Consider the following 15,772-nt stretch of genomic DNA (forward strand, 5'->3'; position numbering starts at 1 on the left):
GGCCCCACGACCTCGGTCGTCGGGGCCGGCGTTCGTTTTACCCCGGGTCGGATGCCGCCCGCCTGAGCGGCGCCCCCGGCCCGGTCCCAGCCGGGCCCGTCCCGCCCCACCCGTCCCCGCCCGCCCTCGAGGAGGACCGCATGAGCGGTACGAGCAGCACGAGCGACGCCTCCCGGACGGGGACCGCCGACTCGGTGCGCGCCGTCCTCGACGAGTCCGACGAGCTCGAGACGCGGCTCGCCGACCCCGCGGTGCACACCGACCAGGACCTCGTCCGCACCCTCAACAAGCGCTACGCCCAGCTCGGCCCGACCGTCGCCGCCGCCCGGGCGTGGCAGCACGCGACCGACGACCTCGAGGCCGCCCGCGAGCTGGCCGCCGACGACGAGGGCTTCGCCGCCGAGGTCCCCGGGCTCGAGGTCGCCCGCGACGAGGCGGCCGAGCACCTGCGCCACCTCCTCGTGCCCCGCGACCCCGACGACGACCGCGACGTCATCCTCGAGGTCAAGGCGGGCGAGGGCGGCGACGAGTCGGCCCTCTTCGCCGGCGACCTGCTGCGCATGTACCTGCGCTACGCCGAGCAGCGCGGCTGGCGCACCGCGCTCGAGGACGCCACCGAGAGCGACCTCGGCGGCTACAAGGACGTCCGCGTCTCGATCCGGGCCAAGGGCACGCCCGGCCCCGACGAGGGCCCGTGGGCGCGCCTGAAGTACGAGGGCGGCGTCCACCGCGTGCAGCGGGTGCCCGTCACCGAGAGCCAGGGCCGTATCCACACCTCTGCCGCCGGGGTGCTCGTCATGCCCGAGGCCGAGGAGGTCGAGGTCGCCATCGACCCCAACGACCTGCGCATCGACGTCTACCGCAGCAGCGGGCCGGGCGGGCAGAGCGTCAACACGACCGACTCCGCCGTCCGCATCACCCACCTGCCGACCGGCCTCGTCGTCAGCTGCCAGAACGAGAAGTCGCAGCTGCAGAACAAGGAGGCGGCGATGCGCGTGCTGCGTGCCCGCCTCCACCAGATGGCCAAGGACGCCGCCGACGCCGAGGCGAGCGCCGCGCGCCGCAGCCAGGTCCGCACCGTCGACCGCAGCGAGCGCATCCGTACGTACAACTTCCCCGAGAACCGCCTCAGCGACCACCGCACCGGCTACAAGGCCTACAACCTCGACGCGGTGCTCGACGGAGACCTCGACCCCGTCGTCCAGTCGGCCCTCGACGCCGACGAGCAGGCCAAGCTGGCCGCGCTCGCCGACGCGGCCGGCTGAGCCGGTCGAGCCGCACGAGCGCCCTCCGATGGACGACCTGAGCCCCCGCCCGTCCCACCACCCGCGGCCCGACGCCGTGGACCTGCGCACCGCGGTGCGCGCGGCGACCGCCCGGCTGCGGGAGGCCGGCATCCCCTCGCCCGAGGTGGATGCGGTCGAGCTCGCGGCGCACGCCCTCGGCGTCGACGCCCGCGAGGTCCGCAGGCTCATGGTGCTCGGTGGGCGCGCCGCGCCGCCGTCGCTCGCGACCCTCGTCGACGAGCGCGCGTCGCGGGTCCCGTTGCAGCACCTCACCGGTCGCGCGCACTTCCGCCACCTCACCCTCGCCGTCGGCCCCGGTGTCTTCGTGCCGCGGCCCGAGACCGAGACCCTCGTCGAGCTGGCCCTGGCCGAGGTCGACCGCGCCGCGGGTCGCAAGGGCGAGCCCGTGCGCGTCGTCGACCTGTGCTGCGGGTCCGGGGCGATCGCCCTCTCGCTCAAGCACGAGCGACCGGATGCCGTGGTGCGCGGTCTCGAGGTCTCGCCGGACGCGTGGGCGTGGGCCACGAGCAACCGCGACCGCCTCGGCCTCGACGTGCGGCTCGACCTCGGCGACGCGACGCAGCCCTGCTTCGGCGACTGGGCCGGCACGGTCGACGTCGTCACGGTCAACCCGCCGTACATCCCCGTCGGGGCCGTGCCGCTCGACCCCGAGGTGCGCGACCACGACCCCGACGTCGCCCTGTACGGGGGGAGCGAGGACGGCCTCGCCATCCCGCTGCGCACCGCGGCCACCGCCGCCGCGCTGCTGCGACCCGGGGGTCTGCTGCTCATGGAGCACGCCGACAGCCAGGGCGAGAGCCTGCCGCGCCGCCTCGCCGCGGCCGGCCCGTGGACCGGCGTCACCGACCACCTCGACCTCAGCGGACGACCACGGGTCAGCACCGCACGCCGTCTGCCCGGCGGACCGTCGTAGGCTTGCCGATCGTGAGCGAGCGCTACGACTGCACCGACCCTGCGAACCGGACGCTCGGCATCGACTCCGCCGCGGCCGCCGTGAGACGGGGCGAGGTCGTCGTGCTGCCGACCGACACCGTCTACGGCATCGGCTGCGACGCCTTCGACGGCAACGCCGTCGCCGACGTGCTCGCCGCCAAGGGCCGGGGGCGCGACATGCCGCCGCCCGTCCTCATCCCCACGGCGCGCACGGCCCAGGGCCTCGCGACCCAGGTGCCCGACTACGCCCAGCGCCTCATGGAGCGCTTCTGGCCCGGGCCCCTGACGCTCGTGCTCAAGTCGCACACGTCGCTGCACTGGGACCTCGGCGAGACCAACGGCACCGTCGCCCTGCGCGTGCCCGCCAACGAGATCGCGCTCGAGCTGCTCGGCGAGATCGGCCCGATGGCGGTGACGAGCGCGAACACGACCGGCGACCCCGCCGCGCGCACGGTCGAGGATGCCGTGGAGATGCTCGGCGACGCCGTGTCGGTCTACCTCGACGGCGGCCCCGCCTCGGACGGCGAGGCCTCGACGATCATCGACTGCACCGGCGAGGCGCCCGTGACGCTGCGGCTCGGCGCGCTCGCGCAGGAGGTCATCGACGCCGCGCTCGAGCCGGACCCCGATCCCGACCACGACGCGCAGACCGACGACGAGACGCCCGACGCGCAGACCGACGACGAGCAGACCGACGACGAGCAGACCGACGACGAGCAGACCGACGCCGACGCCGTGGACGAGACTGACGCGCCCAGCGCCGCGGTCCCCGCCGACGCGCCGGAGCCCGTCGCGGAGCCTGCGACGATGGGGGAGTGGCGCGACGTCAGCGACGTGTCGGAGCCGACGCGCCGCACCGACGACCCGGCCCCGACGCCCTAGGCTGGCGCCGGCACCCGCCCGGCCACCCGGCATCCGCCGGCCTGCACCCGCACCGACCGCACCCACCGCAGCGCGAACCAGGAGTCACCCCATGGCGCACGACGACACCTTCTACGGCTCCGACTTCGGCGCCCTGCAGGCCTTCGACCCTGACATCGCGGGCGTGCTGCTCAGCGAGCTCGACCGCATCCGCGGCGGGCTGCAGCTCATCGCGAGCGAGAACATCAGCAGCCCGGCCGTGCTCGCCGCGCTCGGCTCGACGCTGTCGAACAAGTACGCCGAGGGCTACCCGGGCCGCCGCTACTACGGCGGCTGCAGCGAGGTCGACAAGGCCGAGACGCTCGCCATCGAGCGGGCCAAGGAGCTCTTCGGCGCCGACCACGCCAACGTGCAGGCCCACTCCGGCGCGAGCGCGAACCAGGCCGTCTACGGCGCGTTCATGAAGCCGGGCGACACCATCCTCGCCATGAGCCTGCCGATGGGCGGTCACCTCACGCACGGCACCAAGGTGAGCTTCTCCGGCAAGTGGTTCGACGCCGTCGGCTACGGCGTCGTCAAGGAGACCGAGGACATCGACTACGACGAGGTCGAGACCCTCGCCAAGGCGCACCGACCGAAGGTCATCTGCGCCGGTGGGTCGGCCATCCCGCGCCTCATCGACTTCGAGCGCTTCCGGGCCATCGCCGACGAGGTCGGGGCGATCCTCTGGGTCGACGCCGCCCACTTCATCGGCCTCGTGGCCGGCAAGGCCATCCCGAGCCCGGTGCCCTACGCCGACGTCGTCACCTTCACGACGCACAAGGTGCTGCGCGGCCCCCGCTCGGGCGCCCTCGTCTGCAAGGCCGAGCACCAGGCCGCGCTCGACAAGGCGATCTTCCCGATGATGCAGGGCGGCCCGCAGATGCACACGATCGCCGCGAAGGCCGTCAACTTCAAGGAGGCGATGACCCCCGAGTACCAGCAGTACGCCCAGGACGTCATCGCCAACAGCCGCCAGCTCGCCGCGAGCCTCGCCGAGACCGGTATCCGCCCGACGACCGGGGGCACCGACACGCACTTGGCGCTGCTCGACCTCCAGGGCATCGGCGTGACGGGCAAGGAGGCCGAGGAGCGCGCCGACGCCGCCGGCATCGTGCTTAACAAGAACGCCATCCCGTTCGACCCGCAGAAGCCGAACGTCGCCTCCGGCATCCGCGTCGGCACCCCATCGGTGACGACGCAGGGCATGGGCACCGAGGAGATGAAGGTCATCGCCTCACTCATCCACAAGGCCGTCACCGAGGGCGACGCCGACCCCGACCACGCGGTCAGCACGGAGGTCCGCGCCGGGGTCACCGACCTCGTCACGCGCTTCCCGGCCTACCCCCGCTGACGCCCCACCGCGTCAGCCCGCCCGCGATGTCGCCCGCCACCCCCACGCAGGGGCCGGATGCCGGGGAGCCCGCCTCCCGGCATCCGCGCGCCCGAGGCTGTGGCTGAGTGCACGAGTACGTCCTCGTCCTCATCGTCGCGGCGGCCGTCACCTACCTCGTGACGCCGCTCGTGCGCAGCCTCGCGGTCGCGACGGGGGCGTTCACCGCCGTGCGCGAGCGGGACGTGCACACGACGCCCATCCCGCGGCTCGGGGGAGTGGGCATCTACCTCGGCTTCGTCGCCGCGGCGCTCGTGGCCCGGTCGCTGCCCTACCTCGGCTCGCTCTTCGACACCCGGCAGGTCTTCGGCGTCATCGCGGCGGGCGGGATCGTCTGCCTCGTGGGGGCGTTCGACGACATCCGCGAGCTCGACTGGCTGACGAAGCTCGCCGGGCAGATGCTCGCCGCCGGGCTCATGGCCTACACGGGGGTGCAGCTGCTGTCGCTGCCGATCTTCGGCACGACCTACCTGCCGACCCCGGTGCTCGTGCTCTTCACCGTCGGCGTCGTCATGGTCTGGACCAACGCCGTCAACTTCATCGACGGCCTCGACGGACTGGCCGCCGGCGTCGTGCTCATCGCCGCCCTCGCCTTCTTCATCTACAGCTACATCGTGTCGCGCTCGTTCGAGCCGGCCAACGTCTTCTCCGTCTCGACCCTCATCTGCGCGGCCCTCGTCGGGTGCTGCGCGGGGTTCCTGCCCCACAACTTCCACCCCGCCCGCCTGTTCATGGGCGACTCGGGGGCCCTCACCCTCGGGCTGCTGCTCAGCGCCGCGACCATCACCCTCACGGGCAACGTGAACCCCGGTGACGTGTCGGCCAACGAGGCGACGGCGACGTTCCTGCCGATCCTGCTCCCGCTCGCGGTGCTGCTGCTGCCCCTGCTCGACATGGTGCTCGCGGTCGTGCGGCGCACCGCCAAGGGGCAGAAGCCCTGGCAGCCGGACGCGCTGCACCTGCACCACCGCATGCTCGCGATCGGGCACACCCACCGACGGGCGGTGCTCATCCTCTACATGTGGGCCGCCATCGTCGCCCTCGGCTCGGTGTCCTTCGTCATCTGGGACGGCTACCGGCCGCTCGTGGCGGTCCTCGTGGCCGCCGGGGTGGGGGTGCTGCTCACCGTCAGGCTGCCGAAGTGGAGACCGCCGAGGCGCTTGTGATACCTTTCACAAAGTCCGGAGAGCGCGCTGTGAGAGGCGTTCGCAGGCGCTCGCGGCGCCCCTGACGCACCCGAACTCGACTGCCCCGGCGCCCAGTCCGCCGAGGTGACGACACCGCCCTCCTGACATCGCAGACCGGAGTCCAGTGCCCGACAGAACCAGCCCGGAGGCCCAGGCCGCGCCCATCGCGTTCTCGGTCATCCTCCGCGGCGCGCTGCCGGTCACCGTCGTCGCCGGGCTCGTCACGGCGGTCGTCATCGCGCTCGTCTCGGGCCTGTCGGCCGGGGTGGCCGCCCTCATCGGGGTGGTCATCGCCGTCGTGTTCTTCGCGTCCGGCGTGCTCATCGTCAGCCGGGTCGTCGTCGACACGAGCAACCCGGTGCTGTTCATGGCGGTCGGCATGGCCGTCTACCTCGCGCAGATCATCGTCATGTTCGGAGTCCTGCTCGTGGCCCGGCAGGTGCAGAGCTTCGACAGCGTCGCCGCCGGCATCGCCATCCTCGTCTGCGTCGTCGTGTGGCAGGCGGCCCAGATGCGCGCCTGGCGCAGGGCCCGGGTGCCGGTCTACGACGCGGTCGCGATGCCGGGGGAGAGCGGCACCGACGAGACCGTCGCGCGGCCCGCCGCCGGCGACGACCGGGGCGTCCGGTGACGGCCCCCGCGACCCCTCGCGAGGGGGCCGGTCGCCGCGTCGCGCCGGCCACTGCGAGTCGGGTAACGTTCCCCGTGACCTGCGCCGGATCCGCTCGATCCACCAGCCCCGACGGCAACCTGCTCGCCGTCGGAGGCGCCGCACACCACAGGTCGTCTGACCGTGCTTTCGAGGAGAGGCTGTGAGCCCCAACGTGTTGTCCGCGCACTTCCTGCCCGCCGTGACACCCGCCGTGGCAGTGACCGCTGATGGCGAGGGGACCTCGTTCGAGGCGCCGAGCACGGGCGACTTCTTCTGGCCGCTCATCGGTGGGGACAGCAACTACGCCTTCACCCGGCCGTCGCTCGTCCTCATCCTCTCGGTCGTCGCCATCGGCTGGTTCTTCATCGCGGCGACGCGCCGCCTCACCGTCGTGCCGGGCAAGACCCAGTTCCTCGTCGAGGGCGTGTACGGCTTCGTGCGCAACACCATCGGCCGCGACGTCATCGGCGAGAAGGACTTCCGCCGGTTCCTGCCGCTGCTGTTCACCATCTTCAGCATGGTGCTCGTCAACAACCTGCTGGGCATCGTCCCGTTCGTGCAGTTCCCGACGATGAGCCGCATCGCCTTCCCGATCGTGCTCACCCTCGTCGTGTACGTCGTCTACCACGCCGTCGGCCTGAAGACGAAGGGTGGCGTCGTCCCCTACATCAAGTCGATGCTGCCGCCCGGGCTGCCCGGCTGGGTCAAGCCGCTCATGTTCGTCCTCGAGCTGGCCACGTACTTCCTCATCCGGCCCGTGACGCTCGCACTGCGACTCTTCGGCAACATGTTCGCCGGCCACCTGCTGCTGCTCGTCTTCGTCCTCGGTGGCGAGTACCTCTTCTTCGAGAGCTTCCTCAAGGAGGGCAACCTCTTCCTCGGGTTCTCGGGCATCCTGTCGTTCCTCTTCTCGATCGTCATGACGTTCTTCGAGCTGCTGGTCGAGTTCCTGCAGGCCTTCGTCTTCACGATCCTCACCGCGCTCTACCTCGCCGACGCCGTCTCCGAGGAGCACTGACCCACGGCCGGACCGACCTCACGGTCACCGGCCACCACCCCGCAATGCCCCGCAAAGACATCCGGACCCGTCCGGGTGCCACCTGAAAGGAACATCGCACATGACCGGCAACATTGCCTTCCTCGGCTACGGCCTGGCCGCCATCGGCCCCGGTATCGGCGTCGGCCTCATCTTCGCCGCCTACATCAACGGCGTCGCCCGCCAGCCCGAGGCTCGCGGCATGCTGCAGACCATCGCGTTCACCGGCTTCGCCCTCACCGAGGCGCTCGCCATCCTCGGTCTGGTCTTCGCCTTCATCTTCCGCACCTGATCACCCGCACCTGATCACCCCCTGACAGCAGCAGACTCCCGACAGACAAGGACGCGACATGGTCCACACGTACGTGGTCGCCGCGGACGGCCCCGGTTGGCCCGAGGCGCTTCCCCTTCTCCCGCACCCCGCCGAGATCGTCGTCGGGCTCGTCTCCTTCGCCATCCTCTACTGGCTCTTCAAGAGCAAGGTGGTGCCGAACCTCGAGAAGACCTTCGCCGAGCGCACGGCGGCCATCGAGGGCGGCATCAACAAGGCCGAGGAGGCCCAGGCTCAGGCCCAGGCCGCTCTCGACGAGTACCAGTCGCAGCTGAGCGGCGCCCGCGCCGAGGCCTCGCGCATCCGTGAGGACGCCAAGGCCCAGGGGGCGCAGATCATCGCCGAGATGCGCGAGCAGGCCGCGGCCGAGGCGAACCGCATCACGGAGACGGCCAAGAAGCAGATCGAGGCCGAGCGCCAGCAGGCGGTCGTCTCCCTGCGCAGCGACGTGGGTCGTATCTCGACCGACCTCGCCGGCCGGATCGTCGGCGAGTCGCTCGCCGACGAGACCCGTCAGAAGGGCATCGTCGAGCGCTTCCTCGCCGAGCTCGAGTCGGGCGACGTCCGGCGCGAGAAGGTCGGCACCACCGCCCCGCGCGAGGGCGGCGAGGCCTGATGCAGGGACCGTCACGCGCCGCCTCCGTCGAGAGCCGGGGTGGCTTCACCGCCGCCCTCGCGGGCGGGGCCGACCCGGCCACCCTCGCGAACGAGCTGTTCTCGGTCGTCGCGCTGCTCGACGGCAACGTCACCCTGCGACGCGCCGTCGCGGACCCCTCGCGTGAGGGGTCCGAGAAGGCCGACCTCGTCCAGCGGCTGCTGGGCGGTCGCATCGGCGACGCCGCCGTGTCCGTCGTCAAGGCGGTCGCCGCGCAGCGGTGGAGCACCGAGCGCGACCTCACCGACACCCTCGAGACGTTCGCCGTCGAGTCGGTCGTCGCCGGGGCCGAGACGGGCGACCGTGTCGACCGGGTCGAGGACGAGCTGTTCCGCTTCGAGCGCATCGTCGCGGCCGACCCCGGTCTGGCCGCGGCCCTCGCCGACACGTCGGCGAGCACCGAGCGCCGGCTCTCGCTCGTCGACCGGCTGCTCGGCGGCAAGGTCACCGACGAGACGATGCTGCTGGCCCGCCAGGCCGTCAGCGCGCCCCGCGGGCGCCGGTTCGCCGCGAGCGTCGAGGGCTTCCTCGCGGCCGCGGCCGCACGACGCGACCAGCAGACGGCGACCGTCATCTCGGCCCTGCCGCTCGGTGACGACGAGCGGGGCCGGCTCGTCGCCGGCCTGTCGTCGATCTACGGCGGCCGGGTCCACCTCAACACCGTCGTCGACCCCCGGGTCATGGGCGGCATCCGCGTTGAGATCGGCGACGAGGTCATCGACGGCACGGTCATCCGCAAGCTCGAGGGCGCCCGCCGCGCCATGGGCGTCTCGTGAGCGCCGGCACCACCACCACCGCTGTGAACCACCACCGACCCGCAGCCCGGGTCGAAACCGAGGAGAAGATCTGACATGACGGAGCTTTCGATCCGTCCGGAGGAGATCCGCGACGCCCTGGACTCCTACGTCCAGTCCTACGAGCCCGGCGCGGCCTCCCGCGAAGAGGTCGGCCGCGTCACCGACGCCGGTGACGGCATCGCCCACGTCGAGGGCCTGCCCTCGGCCATGACCAACGAGCTGCTGCAGTTCGAGGACGGCACGCTGGGCCTCGCGCTCAACCTCGACGTCCACGACATCGGTGTCGTCGTCCTCGGTGACTTCGCCGGCATCGAGGAGGGCCAGACCGTCAAGCGCACGGGCGAGGTCCTCTCGGTCCCGGTGGGCGACGCGTTCCTCGGTCGCGTCGTCGACCCGCTCGGCAACCCGATCGACGGCATGGGCGAGATCGCGAGCGAGACCCGCCGCGCCCTCGAGCTGCAGGCGCCGACCGTCGTCGAGCGCAAGTCGGTGCACGAGCCGCTGCAGACCGGCATCAAGTCGATCGACGCGATGACCCCGATCGGTCGCGGCCAGCGCCAGCTCATCATCGGCGACCGCCAGACGGGCAAGACGACCGTCGCGATCGACACGATCATCAACCAGAAGCGCAACTGGGAGTCGGGCGACGAGGACCAGCAGGTCCGCTGCATCTACGTCGCCATCGGCCAGAAGGGCTCGACCATCGCCTCGGTGCGCGGCACCCTGGAGGAGGCCGGCGCCCTCGAGTACACGACGATCGTCGCCGCCCCGGCGTCCGACTCGGCCGGCTTCAAGTACCTCGCCCCCTACACCGGCTCGGCCATCGGCCAGCACTGGATGTACCAGGGCAAGCACGTCCTCATCGTCTTCGACGACCTGAGCAAGCAGGCCGAGGCCTACCGCGCCGTGTCGCTGCTGCTGCGCCGCCCGCCGGGCCGCGAGGCCTACCCGGGCGACGTGTTCTACCTGCACAGCCGCCTGCTCGAGCGCTGCGCGAAGCTGTCCGACGACCTCGGTCACGGCTCGATGACCGGCCTGCCCGTCATCGAGACCAAGGCGGGTGACGTCTCGGCGTACATCCCGACCAACGTCATCTCGATCACCGACGGCCAGATCTACCTCCAGGCCGACCTCTTCAACGCCAACGTGCGCCCCGCCATCGACGTGGGTGTCTCGGTGTCGCGAGTCGGGGGCTCGGCGCAGATCAAGGCCATGAAGTCGGTGGCCGGTCGCCTCAAGCTCGACCTCGCGCAGTTCCGCGCCATGGAGGCGTTCGCGATGTTCGCCTCCGACCTCGACCCGGCCTCCCGGGCCCAGCTCGCCCGTGGTGCGCGCCTCGTCGAGCTACTCAAGCAGCCGCAGAGCAACCCCTACCCGGTCGAGGAGCAGGTCGTCTCCGTGTGGGCCGGCACGACGGGCAAGCTCGACGACATCGCCGTCGAGGACGTCCGCCCGTTCGAGTCCGAGCTGCTCGAGACCCTGCGTCGCGACGGCTCGATCCTGCAGACGATCCGTGAGACGAAGAAGCTCGACGACGACACCGAGAACGCTCTCGGCAAGGTCGTCGACGACGTCAAGTCCTACTTTCGCGGCAGCGGTCGCGACGGCATGCAGGCCGGCACGGAGGACGTCGAGGAGCTCGGCGACGACGACATCGCGCAGGCGAAGATCGTCCGCAACAAGTAACGACGCACGACACCGGATGCCGGGGGGCGGGCACCACGCCCGCTCCGCGGCATCCGGACAGCACGAGAACCACCTGACGTAGCCCGACAGAACGAGACCAGGAGAGGCGGGGCACATGGGAGCGCAGATGCGCATCTACCGCCAGCGCATCAAGTCGGTCAACTCCATCAAGAAGATCACGAACGCGATGGAGCTGATCGCGGCGGCGCGTGTCATCAAGGCACGCCAGCGCGCCAGCGAGGCCATGCCCTACACGACGGCGCTCACCCGCGCCGTGAGCGCCGTGGCGACGAACACCAGCGAGGACCACCCGCTGACGACGGACGTCAAGGACGCCAAGCGCGCCGGCGTGCTCGTCATCGCGGCCGACCGCGGTCTCGCCGGTGCCTACTCGGTCTCGGCCATCAAGCGCGCGTCCGAGCTCATCGCCCACCTCCAGGGCGAGGGCAAGGAGGTCGTGCCCTACCTCGTCGGTCGCAAGGCGGTCAGCTACTACAAGTTCCGCAAGCGCGACTTCGCGCAGGAGTGGAGCGGCTTCACCGACGCCCCGACCTTCGAGAACGCGCGCGACATCGCCGACCGCCTCACCGAGGACTTCCTCAAGCCCACCGCCGAGGGGGGCGTCGACGAGATCCACGTCGTCTTCACGCTCTTCCGCTCGATGGTGCGCCAGGACCCGCACGTGCTGCGGCTGCTGCCCCTCGAGGTCGTCGACGCCGACAGCGAGCGCGAGGACGGCCTCGACCTCAGCGTCAACCAGTACGAGGAGGGCCAGCTGGCCCCCGAGTACGACTTCGAGCCGAGCGCGAGCGAGGTGCTCGACCTGCTGCTGCCCAAGTACGTGCGCAACCGCATCTACACGGCACTGCTCAGCTCGTCGGCATCCGAGCTCGCCGCCCGCCAGCGCGCCATGAAGTCGGCCACCGACAACGCCGGTGACCTCATCAAGCGCTACGAGCGGCTGGCCAACCAGGCCCGCCAGGCCGGCATCACCCAAGAGATCAGCGAAATCGTGGGCGGCGCAGACGCCCTCGCCGACGCCAAGAAGTAAAGCCCACAGGTAAGGAAGCACACCATGACTGCAACCGTCAGTGACACCGCGGTGTCGACCGAGGCCCAGGGTGGCGTCGGCCGCATCTCGCGCATCATCGGCCCGGTCGTCGACGTCGAGTTCCCGAGCGACGCGATGCCCGAGCAGTACAACCTGCTCACGACCGAGGTCACCCTCGCCGGTGAGACCAAGAACATCAACCTCGAAGTCGCCCAGCACATCGGCGACAACATGGTGCGCGCCATCTCGCTGCAGCCGACCGACGGCATCGTGCGCGGCTCGTCCGTGCAGGACACCGGCGGCCCGATCACGGTGCCCGTCGGCGACGTGACGCTCGGCAAGGTCTTCAACGCGACCGGCACCTGCCTCAACCTCGAGGACGGCGAGACGCTCCAGGTCGGCGAGCGCTGGGGGATCCACCGCAAGGCCCCCGCCTTCGACCAGCTCGAGAGCAAGACGACGATGTTCGAGACGGGCATCAAAGTCATCGACCTCATGACCCCGTACGTCCAGGGTGGCAAGATCGGCCTCTTCGGTGGTGCCGGTGTCGGCAAGACGGTGCTCATCCAGGAGATGATCGCCCGCGTCGCCCGCGACCACGGTGGTGTGTCGGTGTTCGCCGGTGTCGGCGAGCGCACCCGTGAGGGCAACGACCTCATGGTCGAGATGGAGGAGGCCGGTGTCCTCGGCCAGACCGCCCTCGTCTTCGGCCAGATGGACGAGCCGCCGGGCACCCGCCTGCGCGTCGCCCTGTCGGCGCTGACGATGGCGGAGTACTTCCGCGACGTGCAGCAGCAGGACGTCCTGCTCTTCATCGACAACATCTTCCGCTTCACGCAGGCCGGCTCCGAGGTCTCGACCCTGCTCGGCCGCATGCCGTCGGCCGTGGGCTACCAGCCCACGCTCGCCGACGAGATGGGCACCCTGCAGGAGCGCATCACCTCGACGCGTGGTCACTCGATCACCTCGATGCAGGCGATCTACGTCCCGGCCGACGACTACACCGACCCGGCCCCGGCCACGACGTTCGCGCACCTCGACGCGACGACCGAGCTGTCGCGTGACATCGCCTCGATGGGCATCTACCCGGCGGTCGACCCGCTCAGCTCGACCTCGCGCATCCTCGACCCGCGCTACATCACGGCCGACCACTACAACACCGCCGTGCGCATCAAGTCGATCCTCCAGCGCAACAAGGAGCTGCAGGACATCATCGCGATCCTCGGCATCGACGAGCTCTCGGAAGAGGACAAGATCCTCGTCAACCGTGCCCGCCGCATCCAGCGCTTCCTGTCGCAGAACACCTACGTCGCGAAGCAGTTCACCGGCATCGAGGGCTCGACCGTGTCGCTCGCCGACTCGATCGAGGGCTTCACGAAGATCGCCGACGGCGAGTACGACCACGTCGCCGAGCAGGCCTTCTTCATGTGCGGTGGCCTCGACGACGTCGAGCGCCAGTGGGCCGAGATCCAGAAGAACCTCTGACCCACCCCCGGGCGGGGTCACCCGCCACCTGAGCACCCGGCGCCGGCGCCGGCATCCATCACGGATGCCGGCGCCGTCGCCTTTCCCGGACGCGCCGCACCGTTGTGCGTGTCGCGGGTATGGAACACACTCAGGAAACGTTGATCCTCATGAGCGGTCGTTCCCAGGCTGCTCGTGGACACAGCACCACCGGCACCACCGGCAAGACAGCACGACCAGCAAGACAGCACACCCTGCGGGCAGCGTGGCACGTCAGCATCACCCGACCATCCACCCCGGGTCGCCGATCGGGCGGCCCACCTTCACAGGAGCACTCGTGACCCAGCCAGCCACCGACACCAACCGCCGCCATCAGGTCGTCGTCATCGGGTCGGGCTTCGGCGGTCTGTTCTCGACGCAGAAGCTCAAGCGGGCCGACGTGGACGTCACCCTCATCGGGAGCACGACCCACCACCTCTTCCAGCCGCTGCTCTACCAGGTGGCGACCGGCATCCTCTCCGAGGGCGAGATCGCCCCCTCCACGCGTGAGGTGCTCAACCGGCAGCAGAACGCCAAGGTCCTGCTCGGGGTCGTCACCGACATCGACGTCGACGCCCGCACCGTCACCCACCAGAGCGTCGGCCGCTCGACGGTGACGCCGTACGACTCGCTCATCGTCGCCGCCGGCGCCGGCCAGTCGTACTTCGGCAACGACCACTTCGCCCGGCACGCGCCCGGCATGAAGTCCATCGACGACGCCCTCGAGCTGCGCGGCCGCATCTTCGGCTCGTTCGAGCTGGCCGAGCTCGCCTCGACCCCGGCCGAGGTCGAGCGCCTCATGACGTTCGTCGTCGTCGGCGCCGGCCCGACGGGTGTCGAGATGGCCGGGCAGATCGCCGAGCTCGCGCACCGCACGCTCAAGCGCGACTTCCGCCGCATCGACACCAAGCGCGCCCGCGTCATCCTGCTCGACTTCGCCCCGCAGGTGCTCGGCGCCTTCGGCGAGAAGCTCGGCGACAAGGCCAAGAAGCGCCTCGAGGAGCTCGGTGTCGAGGTGCGCCTCGGCGCCAAGGTCGTCGACGTCGACTCGACCGGCATCGAGGTGCAGCACGAGGACGGGCGCCACGAGCGCATCGAGTCGGTGTGCAAGGTGTGGGCCGCCGGTGTGCAGGCCTCCCCGCTGGGCAAGCAGCTCGCCGACCAGACGGGCGCCGGCATCGACCGCGCCGGCCGGGTCGAGGTGCTGCCCGACCTCACGCTGCCGGGCCACCCCGAGATCTACGTCGTCGGCGACATGATGTCGCTCGACAAGCTGCCCGGCGTGGCGCAGGTCGCGATCCAGGGCGGCGAGTACGCGGCCGAGGCCATCATGCGCCGCGTCGACGGCCGCGAGCCCCAGAAGACGTTCTCGTACTTCGACAAGGGCTCCATGGCGACCATCTCGCGGTTCTCGGCGGTGGCGTCCGTCGGCAAGGCCCAGTTCACCGGGTTCATCGCCTGGGTGCTGTGGCTGGCCGTCCACCTCGTCTACATCATCGGCTTCAAGAACCGCATCACGACCCTGCTGCACTGGGCCATCAGCTTCCTCGGCCGCGGCCGGGCCGAGCGGGTCGTCACCGAGCAGCAGGTGTTCGCCCGCAGCGCCATCAAGGACCTCGGGCCGGGGTACAACCCCGAGCTGCCCCGCCTGGCCAAGGACCGGCCCGACGGCCAGGTCACCGGCAGCGACCCGCAGCACGCCACCTCGGGCGCAGCCGAGGGCGTCCCCGCCGACGGTGACGCCCAGCGGGCGGGCCGCCCGACCGGCTGACGCACCACCTCGTCGCACGACGAAGGGCCGACCGCTCGCGCGGTCGGCCCTCTGTTGTCCCGGGGGAGCGGCCGCGTCAGCCGGCGAGGTTCTCGATGGCCGTGCCGAGGCGGGGGAGGGCGGCCTCGACGTTGCCCTTGGCCTTGCCGCGCAGGGCGCCGTAGGCCTTCTTGGCCGTCGCGTTCGACGTGCGTGCGGCCATGTCGTCGGTCACGGCGAGGAGGGCGTCGGACGCGGCGTCCGACTGCGACGCGAGGTGGGCGCCGAACGGGCGGCCCTCACGCGACTGCCAGAACGGCTCGAGCGCGGTGGCGAACCGCGGGAGCAGGCGGTCGACCGCCCGGTCGACGAAGCCGCGGCCGATGCGCTTGACGCCGGCGTACGCCGTCTTGACCGCGGCTCCGCCGAAGCCGCTCTTGGCCGCGACCTCGGCGTCGACGACACCGACGAGGGCGGTGACGGCGGCAGGTCGGCGGGCGGGGTCGAGCAGGGCGTCGGGCAGGGTGGTCACGGAGGTCCTCCAGAGGGGTCGGCCGGTGGTCGGAGCATCTTCGCAGAGGCCCTAGACTG

At 71.1% G+C, this 15,772-nt stretch carries 15 protein-coding genes; 14 read left to right on the plus strand and 1 reads right to left on the minus strand.

Annotated elements, in window-relative coordinates; genetic code table 11:
* Positions 1-140: 140 nt before the first annotated feature.
* From prfA to DFJ68_RS03910, 14 genes are all read left to right on the plus strand, one after another.
* Positions 141-1,265, plus strand: a complete 1,125-nt coding sequence (gene prfA, locus DFJ68_RS03845) for a peptide chain release factor 1 (protein WP_121031165.1) — start codon at positions 141-143, stop codon at positions 1,263-1,265.
* 28 nt (positions 1,266-1,293) lie between these two features.
* The gene (gene prmC, locus DFJ68_RS03850; RefSeq protein WP_121031167.1) at positions 1,294-2,220 is read left to right on the plus strand and encodes a peptide chain release factor N(5)-glutamine methyltransferase; all 927 of its coding nucleotides are present in this window, start codon (positions 1,294-1,296) and stop codon (positions 2,218-2,220) included.
* An 11-nt stretch (positions 2,221-2,231) separates the two neighbouring features.
* A complete protein-coding gene (locus DFJ68_RS03855) occupies positions 2,232-3,122 on the plus strand; it encodes an L-threonylcarbamoyladenylate synthase (RefSeq protein WP_245963443.1) in 891 nt (296 codons plus the stop codon).
* Positions 3,123-3,213: 91 nt separating this feature from the next.
* Positions 3,214-4,494 carry a serine hydroxymethyltransferase gene (locus DFJ68_RS03860; protein WP_121031169.1) on the plus strand — a complete coding sequence of 427 codons (1,281 nt, stop codon included), beginning with the start codon at positions 3,214-3,216 and terminating at the stop codon, positions 4,492-4,494.
* A 107-nt stretch (positions 4,495-4,601) separates the two neighbouring features.
* Positions 4,602-5,699, plus strand: a complete 1,098-nt coding sequence (locus DFJ68_RS03865) for a glycosyltransferase family 4 protein (protein ID WP_121031171.1) — start codon at positions 4,602-4,604, stop codon at positions 5,697-5,699.
* A gap of 145 nt (positions 5,700-5,844) precedes the next feature.
* On the plus strand, positions 5,845-6,351 hold the full coding sequence (locus tag DFJ68_RS03870; RefSeq protein ID WP_245963444.1) for a Cg1360 family ATP-synthase-associated protein: 507 nt from the start codon (positions 5,845-5,847) through the stop codon (positions 6,349-6,351).
* 181 nt (positions 6,352-6,532) lie between these two features.
* A complete protein-coding gene (gene atpB, locus DFJ68_RS03875; RefSeq protein WP_245963445.1) occupies positions 6,533-7,390 on the plus strand; it encodes a F0F1 ATP synthase subunit A in 858 nt (285 codons plus the stop codon).
* A gap of 100 nt (positions 7,391-7,490) precedes the next feature.
* Entirely contained in the window at positions 7,491-7,700 is a 210-nt protein-coding gene (gene atpE, locus DFJ68_RS03880) for an ATP synthase F0 subunit C (RefSeq protein ID WP_121031173.1), read from the plus strand.
* Positions 7,701-7,758: 58 nt separating this feature from the next.
* Positions 7,759-8,355 carry a F0F1 ATP synthase subunit B gene (locus tag DFJ68_RS03885; protein ID WP_121031174.1) on the plus strand — a complete coding sequence of 199 codons (597 nt, stop codon included), beginning with the start codon at positions 7,759-7,761 and terminating at the stop codon, positions 8,353-8,355.
* Positions 8,355-9,170 (plus strand): F0F1 ATP synthase subunit delta, encoded by an 816-nt coding sequence (locus tag DFJ68_RS03890; protein WP_121031176.1) that lies wholly within the window; start codon positions 8,355-8,357, stop codon positions 9,168-9,170. Before DFJ68_RS03885 ends, DFJ68_RS03890 begins: the two co-directional genes overlap by 1 nt.
* Before the next feature lie 75 nt (positions 9,171-9,245).
* A complete protein-coding gene (gene atpA, locus DFJ68_RS03895) occupies positions 9,246-10,877 on the plus strand; it encodes a F0F1 ATP synthase subunit alpha (protein ID WP_121031178.1) in 1,632 nt (543 codons plus the stop codon).
* Between the two features lie 115 nt (positions 10,878-10,992).
* Positions 10,993-11,928 (plus strand): F0F1 ATP synthase subunit gamma, encoded by a 936-nt coding sequence (locus DFJ68_RS03900; protein ID WP_121031180.1) that lies wholly within the window; start codon positions 10,993-10,995, stop codon positions 11,926-11,928.
* A gap of 24 nt (positions 11,929-11,952) precedes the next feature.
* A complete protein-coding gene (atpD, locus tag DFJ68_RS03905) occupies positions 11,953-13,413 on the plus strand; it encodes a F0F1 ATP synthase subunit beta (protein ID WP_121031183.1) in 1,461 nt (486 codons plus the stop codon).
* Positions 13,414-13,729: 316 nt separating this feature from the next.
* Complete coding sequence (locus tag DFJ68_RS03910; RefSeq protein WP_211333263.1) at positions 13,730-15,202, plus strand: NAD(P)/FAD-dependent oxidoreductase; 1,473 nt, start codon at positions 13,730-13,732, stop codon at positions 15,200-15,202.
* Between the two features lie 76 nt (positions 15,203-15,278).
* Here DFJ68_RS03910 and DFJ68_RS03915 read toward each other — a convergent pair whose 3' ends face one another.
* Positions 15,279-15,713, minus strand: a complete 435-nt coding sequence (locus DFJ68_RS03915; protein ID WP_245963446.1) for a DUF6918 family protein — start codon at positions 15,711-15,713, stop codon at positions 15,279-15,281.
* Positions 15,714-15,772 lie beyond the last annotated feature (59 nt).

It is taken from the genome of Terracoccus luteus (genome assembly GCF_003635045.1).
Lineage (GTDB): Bacteria > Actinomycetota > Actinomycetes > Actinomycetales > Dermatophilaceae > Terracoccus > Terracoccus luteus.

Coding starts and splice junctions, on each gene's coding strand:
- atpE (WP_121031173.1), top strand. CDS start 7,491: ATGACCGGCAACATTGCCTTCCTCGGCTACGGCCTGGCCGCCATCGGC.
- prfA (WP_121031165.1), top strand. CDS start 141: ATGAGCGGTACGAGCAGCACGAGCGACGCCTCCCGGACGGGGACCGCC.
- atpD (WP_121031183.1), top strand. CDS start 11,953: ATGACTGCAACCGTCAGTGACACCGCGGTGTCGACCGAGGCCCAGGGT.
- DFJ68_RS03890 (WP_121031176.1), top strand. CDS start 8,355: ATGCAGGGACCGTCACGCGCCGCCTCCGTCGAGAGCCGGGGTGGCTTC.
- atpA (WP_121031178.1), top strand. CDS start 9,246: ATGACGGAGCTTTCGATCCGTCCGGAGGAGATCCGCGACGCCCTGGAC.
- DFJ68_RS03885 (WP_121031174.1), top strand. CDS start 7,759: ATGGTCCACACGTACGTGGTCGCCGCGGACGGCCCCGGTTGGCCCGAG.
- prmC (WP_121031167.1), top strand. CDS start 1,294: ATGGACGACCTGAGCCCCCGCCCGTCCCACCACCCGCGGCCCGACGCC.
- DFJ68_RS03860 (WP_121031169.1), top strand. CDS start 3,214: ATGGCGCACGACGACACCTTCTACGGCTCCGACTTCGGCGCCCTGCAG.
- DFJ68_RS03900 (WP_121031180.1), top strand. CDS start 10,993: ATGGGAGCGCAGATGCGCATCTACCGCCAGCGCATCAAGTCGGTCAAC.